Origin of the sequence: Psychrobacter sp. Pi2-1, assembly GCF_904846645.1 — a bacterium.
GTDB lineage: Bacteria > Pseudomonadota > Gammaproteobacteria > Pseudomonadales > Moraxellaceae > Psychrobacter.
Window position 1 is genome coordinate 19,616 of record NZ_CAJHBO010000015.1, and the last position, 24,562, is coordinate 44,177.

Consider the following 24,562-nt stretch of genomic DNA (forward strand, 5'->3'; position numbering starts at 1 on the left):
GTATTTGATTATCGTTTAGCTATGATATAAGTGAACATAAAACCCAGTCGCTTAATACCAGTCTATCATGACATATTACTGTGCGTGACGTGCTAGGTTAGACAGTTTTGGGTTAGCATTTGGGTTTTTGCGTAGTAATAATGCCATACGACCAATAGAGTGAACCAAAGACGCATTAGCCGCTTTAGCAAGTTCAGCGCCAACGATGTCACGCTCTTCTTTCGTGCCAGCAGGCAATTTCACTTTGATAAGCTCATGATCTGTTAGCGCGCGATCGATTTCTTCAGTAATGGTTGGAGTAATACCCTTGTTGCCGATCATAACGATAGGCTTTAGCTCGTGACCGATGCCCTTTAGACGTTTGATGGTAGCGTTATCGAGTTGCATAGAATTCCTAAGTGTTGGTAAAAATAAAAATGGTATTGTCAAAAACAGTTATTGATCATTATAGATAATCTGTGACCATCTTGCATAAGATCAGCAGGATTTTGCACGATTTTACGTGACGAAAATGTTAAACTGAGTATTTGGTACATTATAAACGCTACTGCCTTATAAAACAGTTATTTAACCAATAGAATTTGGTCAGTTTGCAACCAACCATGAATAAAAAATTTGATTAACACCGTATTTAGAATAATCCGCAACGGATTAATATCAGTTTGTAAGTGATAGAGCAATTAAAGCAGCTAGATTTAGTAAAGCAATAGGAGCAGGTATTTTGGCCACGCGTATCGAAAACAAAAAACTATCAAAGAGCAGCAGTGCTTGGATGAAAGAACATATTGACGATCATTATGTGCAAAAAGCTCAGAAAGATGGCTACCGTGCCCGTGCCGCTTATAAATTATTAGAGATTAACGAAAAAACCAACCTGATTAAAAAAGGCATGACGGTTGTAGACTTGGGTAGTGCCCCTGGCAGTTGGTCTCAAGTAGCGGGACAATTGGTCGGTGATAATGGTATCTTGATTGCCTCTGATATTCTGGCGATGGATGCTTTGCCTGATGTTACCTTTATTCAGGGTGATTTTCGTGAAGCTGAAGTGTTCGACGCCATTATGGCAGAAGTAGGCGACAGACAAGTCGACGTGGTATTGTCTGATATGGCACCCAATACGGCGGGAAATAGCGCTATCGATCAGCCGCGTATGATGTACTTATGCGAGCTGGCAGTGGACTTCGCGCTTGCAACCTTACCAGAAGGTGGCGCACTTATTATGAAAGTGTTTCAAGGTGAAGGCACACAAGAATTACGCAAGCAGATGCAGCAGGATTTTAGTAAGATTCGTAGTATAAAGCCAGGTGCGTCACGACCACGCTCAAAAGAGATGTTTTGGATAGCGATTAAATAGTTTTAACATCAATGAGTTGCTGCTATTGTAAGCGAGATAATGAATCACCATAAACTATTATTATCATAGTGTGAAAATCGCTACAATCGTTAACTGAATAATCGTGCAACCTGCTTGAATTATACGGGTTAGCACCACATATCATGGTATATTACCTTTGTTTTTAGCATATGTTTTAGGCAAAGTCGTCTGATAATAAGCGTTTTACAAGCTCAATGATCGTATATCTATGTTTATCTCATACTGATTATTTATAAAAACAATTTTTATGCTACCTATAAATCATATAAGTTTAATTTAGCAGCTTTTTATTATCGGGATATTCGTTAAAAATGAGCAATACGTTTATAGATGTCACGTGTTTAATAAACACACCAATAAGTAAGGGATGGGAATAACTAGTGAGCGACATGGTAAAAAATACCTTATTGTGGCTGGTGGTAATCGGCGTTTTGGTGCTGGTGTTTAGCGGCTTTGATCAATCTTCTGAGCCGGATAACCTTAACTACTCTGAGTTTGTGACCGCAGTGTCAGAAAACCAAGTAGCCAGTGTCGAGATCGACGGCGAACAGATCACCGGCGAAAAGAAAAATGGTTCATCTTTTGAGACCATTAGACCAGCTGTGTCAGATGACCAGCTCATGCCAATGCTACGTGAGAACCAAGTCGAAGTTCAAGGAACGGCACCAAAGCGCCAAAGCGTACTAATGCAACTACTGATAGCCAGCTTCCCAATTCTATTGATTATTGGTCTGTTCTTATTCTTTATGCGTAATATGCAGGGCGGCGCTGGCGGTAAAGGCGGCGGCCCAATGAGCTTTGGTAAATCGAAAGCGAAGATGCTGACCGAAGATCAAATCAACGTTAACTTCGAAGATGTGGCTGGTTGTGAAGAAGCCAAAGAAGAAGTCGTTGAAGTGGTTGAGTTCTTACGTGATCCAGACAAATTTACCAAGTTGGGTGCAACGATTCCTCGTGGTATCTTGATGGTAGGTCCTCCAGGTACAGGTAAAACGTTGTTAGCAAGAGCTATTGCTGGTGAAGCTAAAGTGCCGTTCTTCTCAATTTCAGGTTCTGATTTTGTTGAGATGTTCGTCGGTGTTGGTGCATCACGTGTCCGTGATATGTTTGAACAGGCGAAGAAAAGCGCTCCTTGTATCATCTTTATTGATGAGATTGATGCAGTCGGTCGTCATCGTGGCTCTGGTATGGGCGGCGGTAACGATGAGCGCGAGCAGACATTGAACCAATTATTGGTTGAGATGGATGGTTTTGAAGGCAATGAAGGCGTTATCGTTATTGCCGCAACTAACCGTGCTGATGTGCTTGATAAAGCATTATTGCGTCCAGGTCGTTTTGACCGTCAGGTGCAAGTAGGCTTGCCGGATATCAAAGGCCGTGAACAAATCCTAAAAGTCCATTTGAAAAAGCTGCCAAACACGATAAGTGTAGATGCCAGTTCTCTTGCTCGTGGTACTCCTGGGTTCAGTGGTGCACAGCTTGCCAACCTTGTAAACGAAGCTGCATTGTTTGCCGCGCGTCGTAACAAGACCAGCGTCGATATGAATGACTTTGAAGATGCGAAAGACAAGCTATATATGGGTCCTGAACGCAAATCCATGGTAATCCGCGAAGAAGAGCGCCGTGCAACTGCGTATCATGAAGCGGGTCATGCGTTGGTAGCTGAGCTATTGCCAGGTACAGATCCGGTGCATAAGGTCACTATTATGCCGCGTGGCTTTGCCCTTGGTGTGACTTGGCAGTTACCTGAGCATGATCAGACCAGTATGTATAAGTCGAAAATGCTGAGCGACATTGCTATTTTGTTCGGTGGTCGTATTGCTGAAGAAGTGTTTATTAATCAAATGTCGACGGGTGCTTCGAACGACTTTGAACGTGCTACTAAAATGGCACGTGCGATGGTCACGAAGTACGGTATGTCTGATGCACTTGGTATCATGGTGTACGAAGATGACGACAATTCACAAGGATATTTCGGCGGTGGTGGACGTACGATTTCAGAAGCCACGCAGCAGAAGGTCGATGAAGAAGTGCGTCGTATGCTAGAAGAGCAGTATGATATCGCTCGTGAATTGATTGAAGCCAACCAAGAAAAAATGCATGCGATGGTTGATGCACTCATGAACTGGGAAACTATTGATCGTGACCAACTGCAAGATATCCTAGCAGGTGAAGAACCACGTCCACCAAGAGTTTACCAGCATAACGAATTAAAATTGTCGAAAAATGATGTTAAAACAACTGGTGCTACTCCGCCGCCATTACCAGCGATGTAAGTGCTAGTGTATCCATATTTGATAAAAAGCCCTTTATGATAGAGGGCTTTTTTTATTGTCATCAATTTATGAAGGGTTTAGAACCCTATAAGATTTACTGGTATCATAAGCGTAGATAACAATAACTAAAGCTGCATTATAAACTTTACTTGTGATGGATTATTCATGTCATTATTCCAACCTTTATCCAACTACCAAGTATCTAGCCGTGATAAAACCTTAGATTTGTCGCAGCCGCATATCATGGGTATCTTGAACGTAACGCCAGATTCATTTTCAGACGGTGGACAGTTTAACGCAGTAGATAAAGCTGTCGCTCATTGTCAGCAGATGATAAATGAAGGCGCTACTATTATTGATATCGGTGGTGAATCTACTCGTCCAAATGCGCAAGCTGTGACAACTGATGAGGAGATGCAAAGAGTTGTGCCGGTGGTTCGAGCCATTCGTCAGCATTGTGGTGATGCTATTTGGTTATCGATTGATACTAGCAGTCCTGAAGTCATGCAGGCAGCATTTAATGAAGGTGCTGACATTTGGAACGATGTACGAGCACTGAAACGTACGGGTGCGGCAGAGCTGGCGGCTAAGCTTAATATACCTGTTATGCTAATGCATATGCGCGGTGAGCCAACGACAATGAATAATTTGGCGCAATATGACGATGTGATCGATGAAGTGCGTACAGAGCTGATTGACCGTATTAACGAAGTAGTTAGCATCGGCGTCAAACGAAGCAATATTATTATCGACCCAGGTTTTGGTTTTGCTAAGAACTATGAGCATCACTGCGCATTATTAAGCCAGCTGAGTAGCTTGAAAACATTAGGGCTGCCGATAATGTTTGGCATTTCTCGCAAGCGTTTTTTAGCAGAAATATTGACCAAAAGTGGGGTGCAATTCGTAAGTACGACGCAAGCGGTAGAGCGTGATTCGGCAGGAACCGCAGCGGGGCTATTGGCCTTACAGCAAGGCGCAAGTATCATTCGTACACATAATGTAGCGATGATGCAGCAAGCAGTGGCCTTATGGAGTCAACTGTCAGCATATCGTTGTTAAACTCATTCTACATGTCCGAATGCATAGTGAGATTTCAAGACTATAAATATTCTATACGCTATGCTTAACATCTATTTTTAAACTATCTAAACCCACAAAGCTATCTCAATTAATAAGAGTAAACCTATGACAAGTACCACTCAGCCAGAACCAACCAACGAACAGCGCCGTATCATTTATCAAGCTCGCCGCGGATTAAAAGAATTGGATTTTTATATTGATCCTTATGTTAAAGAGCTATATCTGACAGCCGATGCTACTGAACAAGCAACATTTGCAGAAATGCTCACTCATGAAGACCCAGACTTGCTTGATTACTTTACCAATCAAAATCGTCCAGAAGAGGACGATATCTGGGCGTTGGTCAATAAGATAAAAACATGGCGCCACACCAAAGACTTGGTTTAGGTCTTAAGGAACGGGTCAGTACAATATCTAACGTTTCCCATGCATGGTACGCTTATATGACGCCAGTAACCTCGCTACGTATTGATACAGCTGTCAAGCCTGCCAGTTATTTACGCGCGCTGCTATATGTAGGCTTGACTGGCGTTATGACGATATTGGCATGGTTTGCATCTTTGACTTTGTGGCAGTATTTACTAATCTTAATAGTCTCGGCAGCAGTCGCAAGCTATCTGATGATATCGAGACCAATTCTATTACATATTAGTCAGCCATCGCTCAGTCAGCGTATTGATAAAGAATGGCAATTACTGATGCGAACGGGCCGCGGCGATGAGTTATGGCAAGCAGAATTGATCGATATCAATCGCTATCAGTGGGCAATGAGTGTCGAATTCAATATTGTTGAACCTTATCAAAGAACGTTTTCGACTACTATATTTCGCGATCAAGTAAATCACGAGCAATGGCGACGGTTAAATATTTTAGCCAATACCATTAAGGGTAATGCTAGATAACTGGTTATCTACTGGTCTTAGACTTTGCCTTTTGCGATGAAAAATCTCTACACGTCATAACAAAATAGCTATCTTAAAGGACAAAGAGGTTTGTTATATTAAAATCTGTTATATTAAAAATAGAAAATAAAACTCGTAATTCTGCTGTCCCGTTATTAAAGAACATATATGCAGATATGAGGTTTCATAAGTTTGAGCAGTATTTTTGTACTAAACAATACGATAAAAAGAGGAATAGATAATGAGCTTATTAGGGAATTTAGTGAGCCAAATTGCGCGCAGTGCAATGAATCCAGAAGACGCTCAGCGCAATCCAGTTAACCAACGTACTGAAACGCGGCAGACTGGCGGACTAGGTGATATTTTAGGTAGTGTATTAGGCGGTGGCAGTCAGGTAGGTGGTTATAGCCCTCAACAAAATAGCCGTCAAGCAGATAATGGTTTTGGCTTAGATGACATCATTGGTGGCCTAGCAGGAGCCAGTCAGCGCGGCGGTATGAGTTCAGGTGCTGGCGGACTAGGTGATATTTTAGGTAGTGTACTAGGTGGTCAGCGAACTAATAGTGGGTTTGGTGGTAAAGGTATGCTCGTTGCCGCATTAATGCCTATGGTACTTAGCTGGATCAAACGTAATGGTGGTTTGAGTGGAGCATTGTCTAAGATCACTGGTATGGGCTATGAAGGTCAAGCACGCTCTTGGATGAGTAATAACGAAGCAAACGATAATTTAGATCCAAACGAAATCAACCGCTTATTTGACGAAAACGAAATTCAGCAAGTGGCCGCTCATACTGGTGCTAATGAAACTGAGGTAAGACAAGGACTCGCCGAGCTGTTGCCTGAAGTAATGAATCAGCTAACGCCTAATGGCAATCTGGATAATGAGTCTGAGGCCAATGAAGAGATAGATCAAATTATTAGCCAACTATCTAGCCGTCTTGGTAATTTTAAATAATTTGACAGCTTTGAGTTTGAAAATTTCTAACTGAATTCTTAAAAGTCATGTAGATTAAAATAATTGATAGTATTGATCAAAGGGCACGTTATATAACGTGCTCTTTTTTATGTCTATCACAAGAGTATGACTGTCGATAAATACCGTTTGGCAGGGACAGCGATAGTAAGCCCTTAAAATCGTTCGTCTAGCGACTCTGTAGTATGGTTAAGTGCTGCAAAGCAGATATCTGTGTTGAACCCTCTATACTGCAAAAATCGTAGCTGCTTAGCTTTTTCCTTTTGCTCAACTGGTATGTCATTACCGTATTTTTTCGTACGAGCTATCACCGCCAGTTTTAGCCAATCTACACCGTCTACTAAGTTGTCTGCATCATCATCTACAAACTCACTAAATTCATCAGACTCAGTATTTGCCATATCGATTAGCTCATCGATGTTACCTGGCATAGCAATCTTCTTGCGATAGAATTCTTGTTTGATCCGACCACGTCCGCGACCTTTACGGATATTCTCACGTATCAGCATTAGGGTAGTGCGGTAGTCACTTTGATAACCTTTTTCTTCAAACTCATCGAGCAGTGCATCAATTTTCTCTGGGTCTTGTTCTTTGTCGATCAGCTTTTGCTTTAGCTCAGCCTTACCGTATTCACGGCGTGATAAATAATAAAATGCGAGCCAACGCAATCGACTTTCTGCTTTGATCGCATCGATTTCTGCTTGTTTTTGTTCAGGGGTTCGTAAGTAGGCTTTGAGCGCGGCTGGTATGTTATCGTTTTGGCTGTCTGTTTCACTATCATTGATGGCAAAAAGCTCAGATTCATTTTCTGAGTTTTTCTGCGACGGCTCAATGCTATCACTAGTACCAGTTGTCAAACCATCACTAACTTCGTCTTTATGAATGTCGAGTTTGACTTCTGCCAGCATCTCTTTGATGGTTTGCGCTTCAGGTGGTTGATATATAGGGGTATCACTAGGCTCAGCGATAAAATTAGCCGCTGGATGAAAACGCTTTTTACGTTTTTTAGATTTCTTTTTTGACTTAGGAGAAGAGTCTTCGAAAAACGCTGTATCAATAGTAGCATCATTCGTGACTGAATCATCTTTACTTGAACGGATAGTCCGTTTACTAGACTTCTCTCTTTTTTTAGACTCTTTCGTATGAGAGTTCTTGGACAGTTTTTTTGGTTTGCTATCAACAGAACTAGCTGAGTCGGCACCCGACTCAGCTAGGATTTCAGCTAAGGTTTTAATTTTCATAATGAATCATAGTTACTGACAACGGTTAATCGTTAAACCATTATTGTACAGGTTCAGAAGCCTGTTCTGCTTCTTCAGTTTCGTCGGCTTTGCTATTTTTCTTCGTACCAAGCTTTTCGTCACGAATCTTGTCTTCGATTTCTTGAGCAATGGCAGGGTTTTCTTTTAAGAAAAGCACAGAGTTGGCTTTACCTTGACCGATTTTTTCGTCGCCATAGCTATACCAAGAGCCTGCTTTGCCAACGGCTCCAATCTCAACACCCAAATCAATAACTTCGGCTAAGTGGTTAGTACCTTCACCATAAGTAATTTCGAATTCAGCTTGGCGGAAAGGTGGTGCCATTTTGTTTTTGATAACTTTGACACGGGTCTGGTTACCGATGATTTCATCACCGTTTTTGACCGCACCAATACGGCGGATATCCATACGTACAGAGGCGTAGAATTTCAGCGCGTTACCACCAGTCGTAGTCTCAGGGCTACCAAACATAACACCGATTTTCATACGAATCTGGTTAATAAACACCACCATACAGTTAGAGCGTTTGGCGTTACCAGTGATTTTACGTAGTGCTTGGCTCATAAGACGTGCTTGAAGACCCATGTGTGAGTCACCCATTTCGCCTTCAATTTCGGCACGTGGCGTCAAGGCGGCTACTGAGTCAATCACGATCATGTCGATTGCGCCTGAGCGTACCAACATATCGGTAATTTCAAGTGCTTGCTCGCCATTGTCAGGCTGAGAAAGCAATAAATCATCAGTGTTTACCCCAAGCTTGCGTGCATAAACAGGGTCAAGCGCATGCTCAGCATCGATAAAGGCACAGGTACCGCCTTGCTTTTGACATTCTGCAATAGCTTGCAGGGTCATCGTCGTCTTACCTGAGCTTTCTGGACCGTAAATTTCAACGATACGGCCTTTTGGTAGACCACCAATGCCAAGCGCAATGTCTAATCCTAGAGAGCCTGTAGAGACCACGTCGGCATCAAGAATGGCCGAGTCATCGCCTAGATGCATGATGGTGTTTTTACCAAATTGCTTTTCGATTTGACCTAATGCCGCTTTGAGGGCTTTGGCTTTATTGTCGTCCATATTGGATTCCTTGTTTTCGGTAGTTAAGTTGATGCTATAAATAAAATATTGGTACGTTTAAAACCTTTGGTAAACGCATACTGACTGTTATGAAGTCGGCAATTATTGTTTGAATGCTTTATCGAAAAATAGGTTGTCACGTGACTGGTATAGGTAGTAGTATCGAATGTATCGTTCTACTATACAGTAAAATTAAATAGTGAGAGGAGTAAAAATAAGTCCGTAACACACTGTTGTTATCGTTGTTTTTAAGTCTGACTTGGCATGCTGATTACTCGACTCAACTTCTTAACACTGTTGATTTGATAAGGTAATTATAACAAAAGCAAAGCACGATAATGAGCGTTGAGGGATGCTAAACGACACTATCTGTCGTATGGTATGAGGCTGAAAATCTACGGAAATGATGCGATAGGTCGTTGTTGTTTTGAACCTGATAATGACTATACTTGTCAATAGGTTTAGGAGTTGTCCACAACAAATAAAAAGCTTATTTTTGCTGATTGTGAAACATTATGAATAATTAAATTATTTTAGAAATTATTTAAAATAATTTTTTATGCGTATAAATTCAATGTAAGTTATTGATTTTAAATGTTTTATAAATTGTACAAAAAATGAACGATTTTACCTTATCCTTTAAGTTGCTTAGCTATAAAGTTGTCAAGTGGTGACTTATGCACAGGGTTATCCACAGCTTATGGGGAGAACTCTGTAAAGCCTTATAATACATAAGTTTACGTAGATTATTAGGATCAGGAACGGATGCTATATTTCGTTTCTGATCACTTTAGAGAAGCAATTTTGTCTACAAACAATGCTATGAGCGCTATGTTTCACAAATTATAAATTTATCTTTTTTTATGCATAATCATACTATAGGTATTAAAAGTCAGGAGTATGACTCAGGATATACACCTAAAATGTCAGCAGACATAGTTATGCATAGGATGTCTAGTATTTTTAGAGATATTTTATATAGCCTATAGAAGGCCACAAAAAAGCGGCTACATCAGATAGCCGCTTTGTCAAAACACTTAACAGTAAAGCTGTATTAATCAGTCCTTGATATAGATCAAATCCCAAACACCATGCCCACGATCGAGGCCACGACGCTCAAACTTAGTCATTGGACGAAAGTCAGGACGTTCAGTGAAGTTACCTGTACCTGCTTTGTTAGTCAGTCCAGCGAAACCATCCAATACTTCAACCATCCAAAATGCATAGTGCTCCCAGTCAGTTGCTGTATGGAACCAACCGCCTTGTTTTAAGCTGCGCGTAACGATGGTCATACGTTCAGGACTGACAAAACGACGCTTATAGTGGCGCTTCTTTTGCCATGGGTCAGGGAAGTATAGCTGAATACGGTCGATATGATTTTCTGGTAGCTGCTTGAGCAATTGAATGGCATCACCATTGATGATTTTTACGTTGCTCAAATCTTGGGTGCCAGCCATATAAGCACATTTACCAATACCAGGCTCATGCACTTCTACACCGACAAAGTTACGAGTAGGGTCAGCGGCCGCCATTTCAATAAACGAATCACCCAAGCCAAAACCAATCTCTACCGTAAGCGGTGCATCTGCGCCATTAGGGCTATCAGCGAATAACGTACGTAGGTTGTCAATACCGGTAAGATCGCCATCACCAAAACTGTTATTGACCAAGTACTCAGAAAACTCTGGAGCAGTTAGTGCAAGCTCAGCGTTTTTATTCATGTGCGTACGGCGCTTCATAAACGTATTGACGATGCGTATGTGCTTGTCAGAGGTCGGTTCTATCTCTTGGCTAGTGCTGTTATTGATATCGTTATTGATAGGCTCGCTGGTGCTATTAAGGGTTTGCTCATCAGTAGTATCGGTACTATTGACGTTGTCATTGATATCAGAATGTTGACTCATAGGATTCGTAAGGCTTAATTAGGTGGGTGATGTTTGCTTATTATAAGTGAAATCGATACAACTGTGAACGGACAATCCTATTTTCGCGTATTTGCTGATCGGTGCTATGGTTTCTCTATGTTACACACGGGTTTTGGCGTTATCATATAATGGTATCTTTCAAATACTTTTTCTAAGAATCAGTAAGTAGAGCTTGTTGCCATGTTATTTATCGAGACCGATTCACCGCCACCATTTTATCAAGAGTCGTTAACACCTGCTAAACGTAAGCAGTTAGACAAGTGGTTCATCGGTAACCGTAGCCAGCGTTATTACCTTAAACGTTTTGAGCAGTTTGATCAGCAAGGTTATCTGTCGCCAAAATGGCATTGGGCTGCGTTTTTTATCACTTTTCCTTGGTTGCTATATCGCAAGCGCTATATGGATGCGATTGTCTATAGTGTCGCAGGGTGGTCTTTTATTCAGCTTAATGTCGCGTTGGTGCTAGTCGCCTTTGAATTTATAGCGATGTCCTATGTACCAGATGCTTATCAGATGGCAATACGTATCGGTATTGCTGCTGTTATTTGGCTGTTTTGGTCGTTTATGGTGGCACGTTGGACGGATGCGTATTACTACCGAATGGCAAGGCGTGAGATCGCTGATGCGATAAATGACTATCCGCAAGATGAGGCAGCACAGAAAGCGCATCTGCAAAGAGAGGGCCGTGTTAGCTTATTTGGATTAGCATTAGGGTTTGGTTTTTTTGCGTTTTCGCTATTGGTGATTAAGGTGCAGTTTTTACCGATTATTGCCAAGCCAAAAGCAAATGAAGTATTGTTTGACGCTTATGATATTGCAAAGAATGCTCAAAACCGAGTGGCGTTGATTTATCAGCAGACAGGGCAGTGCCCAGTAAATCTGCCCCTGAGTACCGAGCAGCAGCAGATACGCATGCATGTCGATACTCAGGCCGCTGGCGTGCTAGAAACTGACTGTGCGGTAGTGGCAACGATTCAGAACGTGACGTTTCCGTTACGCTATTTAAACGAGCAGATGCTGGTCTTTTATCATATACCAGACAGTGATAATTGGGATTGCACCAGCTCACTGAATAAAAAACAAGCCCCTAAAAGCTGCATAGCTGATTAGGGGCTGTGTTTCACGAGTGTTTGTAGATGTTGCTAGTGCTGAGAGCTGATTCTTAGAGCTAATGCTTAGAGTCCGTCGCAGTATCATCCTTTTCCTCAACTGGTGTTGCTTGGCTTTTTAACGCCTCATAAAAGTCGGTCAAATCCATTTTACGTGCTTTACCAATATCTTCGTCAAACAAGCTTTCAAGCTCAGCCATTGATGATTGCGCGGATTCAATCATGCTAGCTTCATCATCGTAGATAGCTTGTTGGCGTTCGATCAAGTCATCATCATAATCACGGAACGTTTTTACTGTTTCTCGCGCTTTTTCTGGTGAGATACCTAATAACTGTAGTGATTCGCGTGACATGTCCAAAGACGACAAATAAGTCTCACGCCAAATGTGCCGCACGCCAACTTCACGCAAGCGATAATAATGCTGACGATCACGTGCTCTTGCCAATACAATCAGTTCAGGATAGTTTTTGCGCAAGTATTGAGCGGTAGTGATAGAGCGTTCTAAGTCATCGATGGCAAGAATAAATACCCGCGCTTTCTGAATGCCTGCCGCTCGTAAAATCTCAGGATTTTTCGGATCGCCATAATAAACTTGGTTACCGAATTTTCTTACAAAATCTACTCGGTTTGCAGAGCGTTCAATGGCGGTAAATTCGATATTATGCATGCGCAGTACACGGCCAATAATCTGACCGACACGGCCGAAGCCTGCAATAATGACCTGATGTTCATGATCGGGAATGGTATCGTATTCGCGGCTCGGCTTGCTCTTGGCAAATAGCGGCTCACCCACTTTTTCTAATAACAAGAATGCCAGAGGTGTTAGCGCCATCGAGATGGTAACGACTAGGTTAAGAGTATTGGCAAGTTCGGGACGCAAGACATTTTGGGCAGTAGCGACACTAAATAGGACAAAGGCAAACTCACCACCTTGGGCTAGGGTCACACCCAATCGGATACTGGTCGGCCAGCGATTGCCCGATACTTTTGCAATACCTGCAATCACTGCAAACTTGATAAACATCAAGGCGAGGGCGCAGCCAATAATGAAGATGGGTTCTGCCAAAATGAGTTTGACGTCGGTAAGCATACCGACTGACATAAAGAACAGACCTAATAGCAACCCTTTAAAAGGTTCGATACTGGCTTCTAACTCATGGCGATACTCAGAATCAGCGAGCAACACACCTGTCAAAAATGCACCTAATGCCATTGATAGACCAATTTGGCCCATCAAAATAGACACGCCCATCACGATAAATAGCGCAACCGCTGTCAGTAGTTCTGACGCACCACTGGAAGCCACAAATTTAAAGAAGGGTCGAACCACATAACGGCTGGCAAAAATCAGACCGGCAAAGACAGCAAATACCTTACCAAAATAAATCAAATCGTAGCTTTGCTCACGTACCCCTGATAAAAATGGAATGACTGCTAACAATGGAATGACCGCAATATCTTGGAACAATAAGATAGTGAAGGCTTCTCGACCATGCGTGCTCGAAAGCTGCTGTTTTTCAGTCAGTATCTGTAGTACAAACGCGGTAGAAGATAGGGCTAAACCAAAACCAACAATAAAGGCAGTATCTAGTTGTAAGGAGAAAAACTGATGTAATAGCCACATCAGTAGCGTACCAGTCAAACCGACCTGCAAACCGCCCAATACAAATATAGAGCGGCGCAATGCCCAGAGCCGCGAAGGCTGGAGCTCAAGCCCGATAATAAACAGCAGCATGACCACGCCAAACTCTGAAAAGTGCAATAGACTTTCAGCATCGCCTGCCACATCCAAGCCACTTGGGCCCAATATGAGTCCAGTGATGAGGTAGCCTAAAACCGTTGCAATGCCGAAGCGTTTACCGAGAGGGACAAAGAGCAATGCTGCTCCCAAAAAAATAGTGGCTTGCAACATGAGATTTGGTGAGCCGGCGGCGGCAGCAAACATCTGGGCTCCTTAAAAATTTGAATAAAATATACGATATAAAATGAACGTGACTAAAATCAGTATGGCTAAAACGATAACGCGCTAGTATCTATTATTTTTTGCGATAAATTTTCCACACACCATTGTCTGCAAGCGGATTATTATAAGCATCGTTGCGGCGTTTACGCGGTGTCTGGCGACTATCTACAATCTTAAAGTCAGGCAGGGCATGTACAATAAGACCCGTACGATAAAAGCGTACTCGCTCAGGCTCTAGCATTTCGCCCTTATTATCGCGACAAAAAACATAGGCACGCAGATCGATAAATTCACGATGCGCTACCAGTCGCGCTTCCTCGTCGTTATCTAGCACCGCTGTCATGCGCTCAATTTCATCATCCGTATATTGACCACATTTATCAGTCAGGGCGCCTACTGATCCAAAGCTTTTAGATTCTTTGGCGCGTGTCTTAGTTAAATGTAGACGCTGAACGTGATAGATGAATTGCGGTATCTCAAGGCTGGCAGGGAGCGGTAGATAGTCAGGTGGCATATTGGCCGCTGGATAAAAATCCTTTGCACGCTCAAGCAGATTTTGCCAACGTTGCTGATAGGTTTGGACTTCCGCTAAATTGCCTTCATAAATAGGCATATCACGGATTTGTCGCAAAATATCAGGTGGAAACTGTTCATTACGAAAGTTTGCAATGTCTTCTTGCAGCGTTGATAACAAAACTTTGGCGTGTTTTTTGCCATCTTTTGATGCAGGATCATCGATATAGTCTGGGGCGACAAAGGGTGCTGAGCGTCTAGACATAGTGTTGTATCATCAATAGATAGAGTGAAAATACCAAAAAGTATGATTATAAAAATTAACTGGGGTGCTAAACAAAACTTTATAATAGTTATTATAACCACATAAGCCGATTTGAACTTAAGTTTTTTGAATTGAATAAAGCAAAAGTTTGTCGCAAATCACGACTGCTTTGATGTGATCTAATTCTAATTCTATGTAACTTTTAGTATGAGCCAGTATCAAATGCCTATACTTGTATTTGCTAAGTTATAATTCGACTTGCTGACCTCTTTATTCAATCATTGAGCTGAAAATGTATCGTCAATGGTTATGACCAATATGACTATCACCATCAGGTAGCTGTCCCGAAATATCACAGACCAATGCATCGCTATGTGAGATATTCTGCGGATGAGACGAGCTTTCGACCTGAATAGTAGCATGGTGAATACCAAGCTCTAGCAGTCTTTGCTCGAGACTGGCAATCAGAATATTTGACTCATGGATACTCATCTCACCATCGACCACCACGTGACAAGAGAGTGCATTGAGACCGCTAGTAATACTCCAAACATGTAGGTCATGTACTTTTTGTACTTGAGCGTCTTCGAGTAATTTTTGCTCCACATCGACTAGCGATATATTGGCAGGCGTTCCTTCCATCAATATATGCACAGAATCACGTACGACGCGGTAGCCACTGATTAAAATAAGCACGGCAACGATTACTGATGCCACTGCATCTGCCCATACCCAACCAAAACCCATCATGAGTAGTGCAGCGATAATCGCAGCCACTGACCCTAATAAATCGCTTAGTACGTGCAAATAGGCGCTTTGCATATTGAGGTTAACGGGTTCTGTATTAATAGGTTTCTGCTCTGCGACCTTGGCATCATCCGTACCATGATTATGACCGTGTGACTCGCCACCTTGACTACCTCGGTGCATTAGCCAAGCGACCAGAATATTGATCAGCATACCGATAGTCGCCACGATAAGCATGCCTTGGGTCGCAATTTCTGGCGGTGAGTTAAAGCGTTTAATCGCTTCATAAAAAATCATTAAGGCGATTATCACAAGTGTCGCGCCATTTACTGTAGCGACTAATATCTCAAAGCGCTTGTAACCAAAGGTTTTCTGGTGAGTAGCTGCTTTTTCGCCGATTTTAAACGCGACCAAAGTGGCACCGAGCGCTATCGCATCGCTTAGCATATGCCCTGCATCAGATAACAAGGCCAAACTACCAGTGAGCCAGCCACCAATGGCTTCGATAAACATATAACCAGTAATGATAATAAAGCTGAACAGCAAGGTACGCTGATATCCCTTGGTATCTCGTGCTGTAGTTATCTGTTCTAGATGCTTATCATGATCGTGATGGCCTTGGTTTTCCTGAGTGTAGTTATTTTCTTCATCTTTGCGAACGTACTTAGGCACATCCTTATTATCATACTGTTGGCTATGATTGTGCTCGTCAGAGTTTGGATTATTTGGATTCATAATAATACTCAGATTCGCTGATAGTTGCGTTCGATAGATGATGCTTACTGACAAGTGACGTTTACTAATAAGTGATGCTTGCTATGGGTAGAGTAGGCATAGAGCCTTTGCCACATGCCATTTGATAGTTATAAATTTAACATAGCCAAGCCTGAGAAGCTGTAACGACGAAGTAAACATGATGAGAAGAGGAGCAGGAAAATACGCACCTATTTGTTGAGAACTACCAACCGACAGGATCAATATCCAAAGTAAGCTTAAGGTATTTAGCACTTGGTAGGGCGAGCACTGGCTGCCACCACTGTCCCAACACATGGTGCAATTGACGACGGTCTTTAGCCAATAGCAAAAGCTGTGCATGGTAGCGGCTGTTCTTTTTACTCATGGGCGCATCAATAGGACCGAGAACAGCGAGGTTATGAGCATTCGGCAAATGCGCAATAGCATCCTTGAGCGCTTGAGTAGTAGCTGCCAATGTTTTGCCTTCACAGCGTATTAAGGCAGCATGTCGATGAGGAGGTAAGCCCATCATTTGACGCTCTTGCAGTAGCTCGCGTGCAAATGACAAGTAGCCGTCTTTGACGAGTTTTAATAGTAATTCATTATCAGGTTGCAACGTTTGAATCAATACGCGGCCAGCTTTGTCACCTCGACCAGCACGGCCAGCCACCTGAATCATGAGCTGTGCGGTATGCTCTGGTGAGCGAAAGTCTGCTGATAAAAATCCGCGATCGGCATTAGGTAAGCAAACCAACGTGACATTGGGGAAGTGATGCCCTTTGGCGACCATCTGTGTACCGACCAATATGGCAGGGTTGCCTTTATTAATTTGCTCATAAATATTTTCCCAGCTGTCTTTGCGTCTTGTGGTATCACGGTCTATTTGAATAATTGGATAGAGCTCTTTGCTGGTTTGGGGGTTGGCAAAGATTGCGTGTAGATTTTCGCTGAGCCTTGTCGTTCCCATACCTTTGGCGTCTAGGTTTTGACTGCCACAATCAGGGCATACGGTAGGGATATAGGCTTGCCAATCGCAATGATGGCATTTTAAGTAAGAGTGGCTTGAATAACTGTTTCGCTGAGCTTGGCTATTATAGTGAACGGTCAGGTGCGCGTCACAGCGCGGACAATCAGCTTGCCAGCCACAAGCTTCGCACAATAGAACAGGCGCATAGCCACGACGGTTCAAAAATATTAGTACTTGATCACCAGCTTCTAGCGTTTGCCGTATCGCCCCGATCATGGCATCCGTCAGCCCTGTATCATAGCGCGCACCGTCATCTTGTGCTTGTTGATGGGTGCTTTGCAAGCGAGCATCGATCAGTTGCATGGTCGCAGGCTTGGCATTACCTGGACGAGTAAGTAGTTGGTATTCTGATAGTTTGCCATCATCGACCAGTTTTAAATGCTCAAGAGAAGGTGTGGCAGTACCGAGTATGACTGGGATTTTGTACTGCAAACCTCGATAGAGAGCGACATCAGCGGCATGATAACGTAACGTGTCTTGTTGCTTGTACGAGCCATCATGCGCCTCATCAACGACAATCAAGCCTAAGTCTGCGAAAGGATATAGCACAGCCGAACGTGTACCGATCACGATTTGTGCATGCCCCGTGCGGCAGTCTTGCCAACCTTGCAAGCGATGAGTGTTGGTCATACCAGAGTGCAATAGCACAATGTGGGCGGCGAACCGACTGGCAAATCTTGCCCGCGTTTGCGGTGTGAGACCAATCTCTGGTACTAAAATAAGAACCTGTTTACCAGCTTCTAGTACAGCTTGCATCGCTTGCAGATAGACTTCGGTTTTACCACTACCAGTAATACCGTTGAGCAGAAAACCAGTATAAGTATCAGATTCGTGTGCAGCAATAATAGCGTCGACAGCAAGTTTCTGCTCATCATTGAGATCAAGTGGCATTTTTGCCAGTTTGACTGGAGTAGGTGCTTGTTTTGGCTGAATATAGCGCTCGACTAACCCTTTATCTTCTAGCGTCTTTAAAAATGCTCGTTGCATACCTTCTAGTAGCAATACATCTTCACTTGCGCCGTGCTGACCATGTAGCTTTAGCATATCGAACTGCTGCTTTTGTTTTTTAGCATTGGCTCGAAAATAATCATCAGTGATATGAGGCAAAATCCGCCAATGGGTAATCAGCAAGTCTAATGGTTTGCCTTGACGGACAAGGCTAGGTAGGATAACTGCTAGCACATCACCAAGCGGATAGTGGTAATAGCGCGCCAGCCAGTAGGCAAGCTTGAGCATGTCCGCGTCCAAAATAGGCTCAGCGTCTAGACATTTATTAATGGGTTTGATCTTATTAACAGGTACGCTGCTATCGTCTTGTGAAATATGAGCAATCACAATACCAATCAGAGTCTGACGACCGAATGAAACCTCGACACGGCTGCCGATTTGCGGTATTGCACTGTCTGGCAACGCAAGCATATCAGCTGGTAAGCTATAGTCAAACACCCGATAAAGGGGAACGGGCAGAGCAACTTGTACCAACATAAACGGCTTCGCAGTCTTATTAGATGAATATGAGATCAGAATAATAGAACGGAGACCAATAAGCTTAGCATGATGCTAAGCTTATGGTGATATAACTTATAGGCTGTTGCTAAAACTAGCACTTAATAATGAGTGCTGAACACTAAGCATTTACTATTAAGCATTCAATATTGTCTTATTCGATATATAGAATAGACTCAATTTCTACCACACCACCTTTAGGTAGAGCAGCTACTTGGACGGCAGCACGGGCAGGATATGGCTCGCTTAGATTGGCGACAAACACTTCGTTCAAGACAGCAAAATCACTCAAGTCAGTCAAAGATACATTGAATTTGACTACGTCATTTAGACTACCACCAGCGGCTTCACAGATAGCTTTGATGTTTTCAAATACTTGCTCAGCCTGTGCTTTAAAACCTTCTCTTAGCTCCATCGTGTCAGGATCGAAACCAAGCTGACCTGAGATATAGACAGTATTGCCGACTTTTACAGCTTGTGAATAAGTGCCGACCGCTGCAGGTGCTTTATCAGTTTGGATGGTTTGACGAGTCATGGGGTGTCCCTTTTATATTTTATGTGAGTGATTCATTGCTACTAGAATAGCAGTTCTATTTTAGCTATTTGCATCACGACTATAGCAGTGATGCAAATGTGCTTATTATAATTGATATAACCGTATAATGTTAGGGAAACCTAGCAGCGAGCGTAGTTCACGAATGCCCTGTGCTAAGTGGTTGCGACTACGTACCACGATATGAATGATGGTATCAGTATTGCGAACATCAACGGTTTCCACACCCATGTTGAGCTGGCGTAAGTGATAGATAACTTCACTGATTTGCTCGTCACTAAGCGCAATAGAGAGCTTTAAATAAGCAGGAAAACGAATCTTGCCACTGTTTTTTAAGTCATGCTCGCCGATGTCGCCTTGTTTGACTGCATTGTCATTGCGCCAACGTAATTGGATGACCTGATAAGGATTGTCCTTACGGATATCATCCAGTGAGAAGCATTTATGACGATGAACGACCAAACCATGACGCGATAAATGCCCTACGATAGGGTCACCATATATCGGATGACAACAATTGGCAAAATCAAGCTCGACGCCAGCAGCATTCGCAATCAGCTGTTGCGGTTGGGTCATGTCATCGCTATGTACTTTCGCCTGCAAATCGCTCAGCTCGTCGCTAAACAAACGTGTCACGACTAATTGAGGAAGTAGCGTACCTGAGCTTATTTGTTCAAATAAAGCATCTTTTTCTGTCAGACCGCGCCATTCAGTCAGGTCTTTCCAATCAGCGTCTGTCAAATCATCAAAGCTTTTTTGATGCGTTCTGAGCGCACGATCTAAGGCTTGTCTGCCATGGTGTTGTTTATCAGCGACAGATAAATCTTTAAACCAACGTAAAATCTCTTCACGGGCTTTGTTAGTCACTACAAATCCTAACCACTCAGCTTTTGGTTCTGAGTGGCTATTCACTTCTATCTCAACGGACTGTCCATTTTTTACTACAGTGCCGAGCTTTGCAGCTTGACCATCGATATTTGCACCAACGGCAACGTTACCAATCATAGGCCCGACCGCGTAGGCAAAATCTAGCGCCGTTGCACCCTGTGGAAGCTCGTAAGCACGCCCTTGAGGACTGTAGCAAATGATTTTACTAGAGTGCAGATAATCCATCAGCTCATTGATAGTAGAGACTGCTGCTGAGAAATCAGGACTGTTTTCATTCAGATTGTCTTCATCGACCAAATCTTTCATATTGCGCAATGATGCTTGGATAACCGACTGACTCACATCAGATGCGTGCTCTGCCCCGATGACCCCAAGTCTTGCAGCGCTCTGCATTTGCTTGGTCAATATAGTGACTTTTACCACATCATTGTCACGCTCATAAATGAGGGTGAGGGACTGGTTACCGCCTGGTAGCGGACGACGAATATTATCCGCAATATGGGTATCATCAATCTGATATTTTTTGATTAAGTAATAGGCCAGCTTATCGCACGCTTCGATATTCTCGAGGACGATTTCAAACGCATAGTGACGTAATAGCGCGTTAATCTCACCGCGATTGCGGAAAAACTGACGGTATATGACCACACGATTGTCTAAGACTTTGACCAGACCATTGAGATCCAAGTTGTTTAGCACGATACTCAAATAACGATGAATGGATTCTCTTTGAAAGTTACGTCCAAGCCCATGCTGTAGTAGTTTATCGGACAGCTTGTTGTACATATCAGAGTCCAAATTGCGATAACACAATACTTCGATATAGTCAGCGATATCGTTCAGACCCATTAAGCGGGCAAATGGCACATAAAAATCTAAGGTTTCTTGAGCTGTGGTGCGCTGTTTTTCAGGACGTACCGCGTCAAGCGTAGACATATTATGTAGACGATCAGCAAGCTTGATAATGAGTACACGCGGGTCGGCGAGAGTGGCGGTCAGAATTTTATGAAAGGTGGCCGCTTTATTTTGCTGCTTGTTATGTGAAGAGGACTTTAGTTTGGTCACGCCATCAACCAGTCTTGATACAACTTCACCATAACGCTGCTTGATTTGCTCATCGCTAACGTCGGTGTCTTCAACTGTATCATGCAGAATTGCTGCAATGATGGTATCTCGATCTAAGCGAAAGCCCGCTAGTATCTCAGCGACAGCGATTGGATGCGTGATATAAGGTTCCCCTGATTTGCGCTTGTCTTTAATGTGCGCAATATCTCCGAACTCACAAGCATCAACAATATCACGGCGCTCAGCAGCAGTGAGATAACCTACCGAACGTAGTAAGTTATATTGAGCATCATCGACGAGGTGATGACTGAGTTTGGGTAGGGTTTGACTCATAAAATGATGATCCTATTTTCCATGACCTACTTGTTGGGCCACTTACCGAAGCAAATGGAGGCTAAATAATGACCTACCATACAAAACTTAAGGATGAGTACGCCATTCTCTAATTAATCGCAAATCGCTTTCAATGTCAACTGATAAGCGTGTGGGCGATGAAAAAATTTCACTCAGTGGTCTATTTTAGGGATAAATGGTGACCAAAATAGCCAATACATTATTATTACAACCAAAAAACCACAGCCTATGCTGTGGTCTCTATAGTTGATCAAGATGTGTGCTTATTTTATAAAAACGCTATTAGAAGCTGTGGTCGCCTGACAATGCTAAATCTAATGAACTAGTAGCAAAATTATGCTCTGGCTGATTTAGGATGTCGCGTGTGATTTTGCCAGCGGCAATTTCACGTAGTGCCAATACTGTAGGCTTGTCGTTATCAACGTCAACCAACGGCTCGGCAATACCTTTGGCCAATTGACGGGCGCGTTTGCTTGCGACCAAAATTAGCTCAAAGCGATTATCAACATTATCCAAACAATCTTCAATCGTCACTCGTGCCATAAATAGCTACCTCGGTTGTTTTTATTAGTAACGGACCTTGCCCGCCACTCAATAAAAATAATATCAAAAATATAAAGGGGGATAGCTAAATATTATAGCATTTTTTGCCAAGTCGCGTAGTTGCTTTTTATATCTACTTACGAGATTAGCTGCTTATGCGTAGTTTACTCTTCTACCTGAGTGTTTAGCAAGTTGCTAATCGTGCGATGATAGCGCTGCTGCTGACGACTAAGTGTCTGCCTGTCGGCCACGATAATGGCTTTTAGCTCAGCTAAGGCTACATCAAAATTATCATTGATCACTACATAGTCAGCATTCACATATTGTGCCATTTCGGTGACCGCGCCAGCTAGACGGCGCTCTATAACTTCTACAGAATCCTGCGCACGGGTTGAGAGACGTTGACGTAATGTCGCAATGCTAGGTGGTAGAATAAAAATCATAATGGCATCGGGAAAGATATTTCTGATTTGCGTTGCCCCTTGCCAGTCAATCTCTAAAATAACGTCAATACCCGCTGCTAGCTGAGTACGGACACTTTCCTCTGACGTGCCGTAATAGTTACCAAATACTTCAGCATGTTCTAGAAATAGACCCGCATTGATACCATTGGTAAAACTATCGGTATCTGTGAAATGATAGTGTTGACCGTCAATCTCGCCTGGACGCGGTGCACGAGTGGTGTGAGAGACGCTGACAGTCAAGTCATTGGTGGTAGCAAGCAATTGCTTGACCAATGAGGTCTTGCCAGTACCTGAAGCGGCAGTAACGATGAATAATGAACCTGTCATACAATTTATCCTAATAGAAGGTGTCTTGGTAACTTGTAAAATGTATCGTAATAAATGCGTGTTGATAAAAGTTAAGCAGTGCTTCAGTCAAAAACAAAGACTGGAAAAAATAAAAAACGCCATCATGTATGGCGATAGAAATTATAATAGATGCATTATTATAAACTGCTTTTATACAAGTTAAAGCTGGTTTTGCAATATGTTGTGAGTAGGCTGAGATTTGCCTATAAAATATTGCTATGAGTAGACAGCTATTTTAGAGAGAGATAAAAGCAAATTATGCTAAAGTAGAGCATTGATTTCGCCCCAATTTTTGAATAAAAAATTCAAAAATACGTTTTAACTATAAATTATCCAATGATAGGCCTTTTTATGCAAATTTATCTTGCCAATCCCCGTGGATTTTGTGCTGGTGTGGACCGTGCAATTGCGATTGTTAATGAAGCATTGACACGTTTCGAGCCGCCCATTTATGTCCGTCATGAAGTTGTGCATAATAAGTTTGTGGTATCAGACTTGGCCAATCGTGGTGCGGTATTCGTTGAAGAGCTTCATGAAGTACCAGACGGCTCTATCGTTATTTTCTCCGCTCATGGGGTCTCCAAAGCAGTTGAAGATGAGGCTGAGCGCCGAGATTTGATGGTGTTTGATGCGACATGCCCGCTGGTAACTAAAGTGCATATCGAAGTGGCAAAGTTCGCGCAAGATGGGATGGATGCAGTGTTAATAGGACATGCAGGACATCCGGAAGTCGAAGGCACTATGGGGCGTTTCAACCGTCGCCATGGTGGGCAGATTCATCTGGTCGAAGATGAAGGTGATGTGGCCGCGTTGACTGTCCAAGATGCCGAACGCTTGGCATTTGTGACTCAGACAACCTTGTCGATGGATGATACTGCGCGCGTTATCGATGCGCTGCGTGAAAAATTTCCTAGTATCCAAGGCCCTCGCAAAGACGACATTTGCTATGCCACTCAAAACCGCCAAGATGCGGTAAAAGATTTGGCCAGTCGCTGTGAAGTCGTACTAGTGGTCGGTTCGCCAAACTCATCAAACTCTAATCGTTTACGTGAGCTGGCTGAGCGTATGAATTGCCGTGCGTACTTAATTGATAATGCCAGTGAGATGGATAAGCGTTGGTTAGATGGTGTGCAGAGTATAGGCGTGACCGCTGGTGCATCCGCGCCTGAAGTGTTGATCCAAGAAGTATTGCAACAGCTGCAAGACTGGGGTGGCGATCTACCTAGTGAACTATCTGGCATTGAAGAAAATGTGACGTTTAGTCTGCCAAAAGCGTTGCGGATACCTGTTACTCAGGTTGGTAAGTAATTAGTGTTTGTATTTATATTTGTATGAACCATCATTGATATGGATAAGGTCGCATGAAAGAACCAAAAGCCAGATTTGTATTGGCAGAGGCCACGCTCGCTGAAGTCAACAAGCAACTAAAACTAAATATGCTAGTGATGGCAGCAGTGGTTTTCGTATTGTTTATGAATATCATGAAGTTTATGGCAGAAAAAAGCTTTTTCTACGCGATGCTCGCAGTAGTTATGATCTGTTTATTATTCTTCTTACAAAAAGCTCGCCGTATTCTCACGCTAAGAAAACAAGAGCTTATCCATAAATAGAAAGTA

The 24,562-nt window shown here is 42.8% G+C and carries 21 protein-coding genes; 9 read left to right on the forward strand and 12 right to left on the reverse strand.

Annotated features, from left to right (window positions below; genetic code table 11):
• Positions 1–75 precede the first annotated feature (75 nt).
• The gene (locus JMX91_RS09285; RefSeq protein ID WP_057761426.1) at positions 76–387 is read right to left on the reverse strand and encodes a YhbY family RNA-binding protein; all 312 of its coding nucleotides are present in this window, start codon (positions 385–387) and stop codon (positions 76–78) included.
• Positions 388–721: 334 nt separating this feature from the next.
• Here JMX91_RS09285 and JMX91_RS09290 point away from each other — a divergent pair, with 334 nt between their 5' ends.
• The 6 genes from JMX91_RS09290 (at position 722) to JMX91_RS09315 (ending at position 6,588) form a co-directional block, all read left to right on the forward strand.
• The gene (locus JMX91_RS09290) at positions 722–1,354 is read left to right on the forward strand and encodes an RlmE family RNA methyltransferase (protein WP_201548764.1); all 633 of its coding nucleotides are present in this window, start codon (positions 722–724) and stop codon (positions 1,352–1,354) included.
• A gap of 401 nt (positions 1,355–1,755) precedes the next feature.
• Complete coding sequence (ftsH, locus tag JMX91_RS09295) at positions 1,756–3,651, forward strand: ATP-dependent zinc metalloprotease FtsH (protein ID WP_320157588.1); 1,896 nt, start codon at positions 1,756–1,758, stop codon at positions 3,649–3,651.
• Positions 3,652–3,816: 165 nt separating this feature from the next.
• Positions 3,817–4,710, forward strand: coding sequence for a dihydropteroate synthase (gene folP / locus JMX91_RS09300; RefSeq protein WP_201548766.1), 894 nt, complete (start codon positions 3,817–3,819; stop codon positions 4,708–4,710).
• Between the two features lie 126 nt (positions 4,711–4,836).
• Positions 4,837–5,118 carry a succinate dehydrogenase assembly factor 2 gene (locus tag JMX91_RS09305; RefSeq protein ID WP_057761419.1) on the forward strand — a complete coding sequence of 94 codons (282 nt, stop codon included), beginning with the start codon at positions 4,837–4,839 and terminating at the stop codon, positions 5,116–5,118.
• A gap of 56 nt (positions 5,119–5,174) precedes the next feature.
• Complete coding sequence (locus tag JMX91_RS09310; protein ID WP_201548767.1) at positions 5,175–5,633, forward strand: hypothetical protein; 459 nt, start codon at positions 5,175–5,177, stop codon at positions 5,631–5,633.
• 241 nt (positions 5,634–5,874) lie between these two features.
• Positions 5,875–6,588, forward strand: coding sequence for a YidB family protein (locus tag JMX91_RS09315; protein WP_201548768.1), 714 nt, complete (start codon positions 5,875–5,877; stop codon positions 6,586–6,588).
• A 173-nt stretch (positions 6,589–6,761) separates the two neighbouring features.
• On the opposite strand, the gene JMX91_RS09320 is transcribed toward JMX91_RS09315, so the two are convergent.
• The 3 genes from JMX91_RS09320 to trmB all read right to left on the reverse strand — a co-directional run bounded on the left by JMX91_RS09320 (position 6,762) and on the right by trmB (position 10,844).
• On the reverse strand, positions 6,762–7,847 hold the full coding sequence (locus tag JMX91_RS09320; protein ID WP_201548769.1) for a regulatory protein RecX: 1,086 nt from the start codon (positions 7,845–7,847) through the stop codon (positions 6,762–6,764).
• A gap of 40 nt (positions 7,848–7,887) precedes the next feature.
• Complete coding sequence (gene recA, locus JMX91_RS09325; protein ID WP_057761411.1) at positions 7,888–8,940, reverse strand: recombinase RecA; 1,053 nt, start codon at positions 8,938–8,940, stop codon at positions 7,888–7,890.
• Between the two features lie 1,058 nt (positions 8,941–9,998).
• Positions 9,999–10,844: a tRNA (guanosine(46)-N7)-methyltransferase TrmB gene (gene trmB, locus JMX91_RS09330; protein WP_201548770.1), complete on the reverse strand. Its 846-nt coding sequence runs from the start codon at positions 10,842–10,844 to the stop codon at positions 9,999–10,001.
• Positions 10,845–11,045: 201 nt separating this feature from the next.
• Between trmB and JMX91_RS09335 the strand changes: the two genes are divergently transcribed.
• Entirely contained in the window at positions 11,046–11,975 is a 930-nt protein-coding gene (locus JMX91_RS09335; RefSeq protein WP_201548772.1) for a DUF2628 domain-containing protein, read from the forward strand.
• 58 nt (positions 11,976–12,033) lie between these two features.
• Here the strand turns inward: JMX91_RS09335 and JMX91_RS09340 are convergent, their stop codons facing one another.
• From JMX91_RS09340 to gmk, 8 genes are all read right to left on the reverse strand, one after another.
• Positions 12,034–13,920 carry a monovalent cation:proton antiporter-2 (CPA2) family protein gene (locus JMX91_RS09340; RefSeq protein ID WP_057761405.1) on the reverse strand — a complete coding sequence of 629 codons (1,887 nt, stop codon included), beginning with the start codon at positions 13,918–13,920 and terminating at the stop codon, positions 12,034–12,036.
• A 91-nt stretch (positions 13,921–14,011) separates the two neighbouring features.
• The gene (locus tag JMX91_RS09345) at positions 14,012–14,716 is read right to left on the reverse strand and encodes a hypothetical protein (RefSeq protein ID WP_102092779.1); all 705 of its coding nucleotides are present in this window, start codon (positions 14,714–14,716) and stop codon (positions 14,012–14,014) included.
• 300 nt (positions 14,717–15,016) lie between these two features.
• Positions 15,017–16,198 carry a cation diffusion facilitator family transporter gene (locus tag JMX91_RS09350; RefSeq protein WP_201548774.1) on the reverse strand — a complete coding sequence of 394 codons (1,182 nt, stop codon included), beginning with the start codon at positions 16,196–16,198 and terminating at the stop codon, positions 15,017–15,019.
• A gap of 223 nt (positions 16,199–16,421) precedes the next feature.
• Positions 16,422–18,710, reverse strand: coding sequence for a primosomal protein N' (locus JMX91_RS09355; RefSeq protein ID WP_201548776.1), 2,289 nt, complete (start codon positions 18,708–18,710; stop codon positions 16,422–16,424).
• Positions 18,711–18,885: 175 nt separating this feature from the next.
• Complete coding sequence (locus JMX91_RS09360; RefSeq protein WP_057761400.1) at positions 18,886–19,266, reverse strand: RidA family protein; 381 nt, start codon at positions 19,264–19,266, stop codon at positions 18,886–18,888.
• Between the two features lie 105 nt (positions 19,267–19,371).
• Positions 19,372–21,570, reverse strand: a complete 2,199-nt coding sequence (locus tag JMX91_RS09365) for a RelA/SpoT family protein (RefSeq protein WP_201548778.1) — start codon at positions 21,568–21,570, stop codon at positions 19,372–19,374.
• A 303-nt stretch (positions 21,571–21,873) separates the two neighbouring features.
• Entirely contained in the window at positions 21,874–22,134 is a 261-nt protein-coding gene (rpoZ, locus tag JMX91_RS09370; RefSeq protein WP_057761396.1) for a DNA-directed RNA polymerase subunit omega, read from the reverse strand.
• A gap of 164 nt (positions 22,135–22,298) precedes the next feature.
• Entirely contained in the window at positions 22,299–22,925 is a 627-nt protein-coding gene (gene gmk / locus JMX91_RS09375; RefSeq protein ID WP_201548780.1) for a guanylate kinase, read from the reverse strand.
• A gap of 372 nt (positions 22,926–23,297) precedes the next feature.
• On the opposite strand from gmk, the gene ispH reads away from it, so the two are divergent.
• Complete coding sequence (gene ispH / locus JMX91_RS09380; protein ID WP_201548782.1) at positions 23,298–24,254, forward strand: 4-hydroxy-3-methylbut-2-enyl diphosphate reductase; 957 nt, start codon at positions 23,298–23,300, stop codon at positions 24,252–24,254.
• Between the two features lie 53 nt (positions 24,255–24,307).
• Complete coding sequence (locus JMX91_RS09385; RefSeq protein WP_102092783.1) at positions 24,308–24,556, forward strand: hypothetical protein; 249 nt, start codon at positions 24,308–24,310, stop codon at positions 24,554–24,556.
• Positions 24,557–24,562 lie beyond the last annotated feature (6 nt).

What these genes read in the sequence shown, in the direction of transcription:
- JMX91_RS09285 (WP_057761426.1), bottom strand. Translation starts at nt 387, where the DNA reads ATGCAACTCGATAACGCTACCATCAAACGTCTAAAGGGCATCGGTCAC.
- folP (WP_201548766.1), top strand. Translation starts at nt 3,817, where the DNA reads ATGTCATTATTCCAACCTTTATCCAACTACCAAGTATCTAGCCGTGAT.
- JMX91_RS09305 (WP_057761419.1), top strand. Translation starts at nt 4,837, where the DNA reads ATGACAAGTACCACTCAGCCAGAACCAACCAACGAACAGCGCCGTATC.
- JMX91_RS09310 (WP_201548767.1), top strand. Translation starts at nt 5,175, where the DNA reads ATGACGCCAGTAACCTCGCTACGTATTGATACAGCTGTCAAGCCTGCC.
- JMX91_RS09315 (WP_201548768.1), top strand. Translation starts at nt 5,875, where the DNA reads ATGAGCTTATTAGGGAATTTAGTGAGCCAAATTGCGCGCAGTGCAATG.
- JMX91_RS09320 (WP_201548769.1), bottom strand. Translation starts at nt 7,847, where the DNA reads ATGAAAATTAAAACCTTAGCTGAAATCCTAGCTGAGTCGGGTGCCGAC.
- recA (WP_057761411.1), bottom strand. Translation starts at nt 8,940, where the DNA reads ATGGACGACAATAAAGCCAAAGCCCTCAAAGCGGCATTAGGTCAAATC.
- trmB (WP_201548770.1), bottom strand. Translation starts at nt 10,844, where the DNA reads ATGAGTCAACATTCTGATATCAATGACAACGTCAATAGTACCGATACT.
- JMX91_RS09335 (WP_201548772.1), top strand. Translation starts at nt 11,046, where the DNA reads ATGTTATTTATCGAGACCGATTCACCGCCACCATTTTATCAAGAGTCG.
- JMX91_RS09340 (WP_057761405.1), bottom strand. Translation starts at nt 13,920, where the DNA reads ATGTTTGCTGCCGCCGCCGGCTCACCAAATCTCATGTTGCAAGCCACT.
- JMX91_RS09345 (WP_102092779.1), bottom strand. Translation starts at nt 14,716, where the DNA reads ATGTCTAGACGCTCAGCACCCTTTGTCGCCCCAGACTATATCGATGAT.
- JMX91_RS09350 (WP_201548774.1), bottom strand. Translation starts at nt 16,198, where the DNA reads ATGAATCCAAATAATCCAAACTCTGACGAGCACAATCATAGCCAACAG.
- JMX91_RS09355 (WP_201548776.1), bottom strand. Translation starts at nt 18,710, where the DNA reads ATGTTGGTACAAGTTGCTCTGCCCGTTCCCCTTTATCGGGTGTTTGAC.
- JMX91_RS09360 (WP_057761400.1), bottom strand. Translation starts at nt 19,266, where the DNA reads ATGACTCGTCAAACCATCCAAACTGATAAAGCACCTGCAGCGGTCGGC.
- JMX91_RS09365 (WP_201548778.1), bottom strand. Translation starts at nt 21,570, where the DNA reads ATGAGTCAAACCCTACCCAAACTCAGTCATCACCTCGTCGATGATGCT.
- rpoZ (WP_057761396.1), bottom strand. Translation starts at nt 22,134, where the DNA reads ATGGCACGAGTGACGATTGAAGATTGTTTGGATAATGTTGATAATCGC.
- gmk (WP_201548780.1), bottom strand. Translation starts at nt 22,925, where the DNA reads ATGACAGGTTCATTATTCATCGTTACTGCCGCTTCAGGTACTGGCAAG.
- ispH (WP_201548782.1), top strand. Translation starts at nt 23,298, where the DNA reads ATGCAAATTTATCTTGCCAATCCCCGTGGATTTTGTGCTGGTGTGGAC.
- JMX91_RS09385 (WP_102092783.1), top strand. Translation starts at nt 24,308, where the DNA reads ATGAAAGAACCAAAAGCCAGATTTGTATTGGCAGAGGCCACGCTCGCT.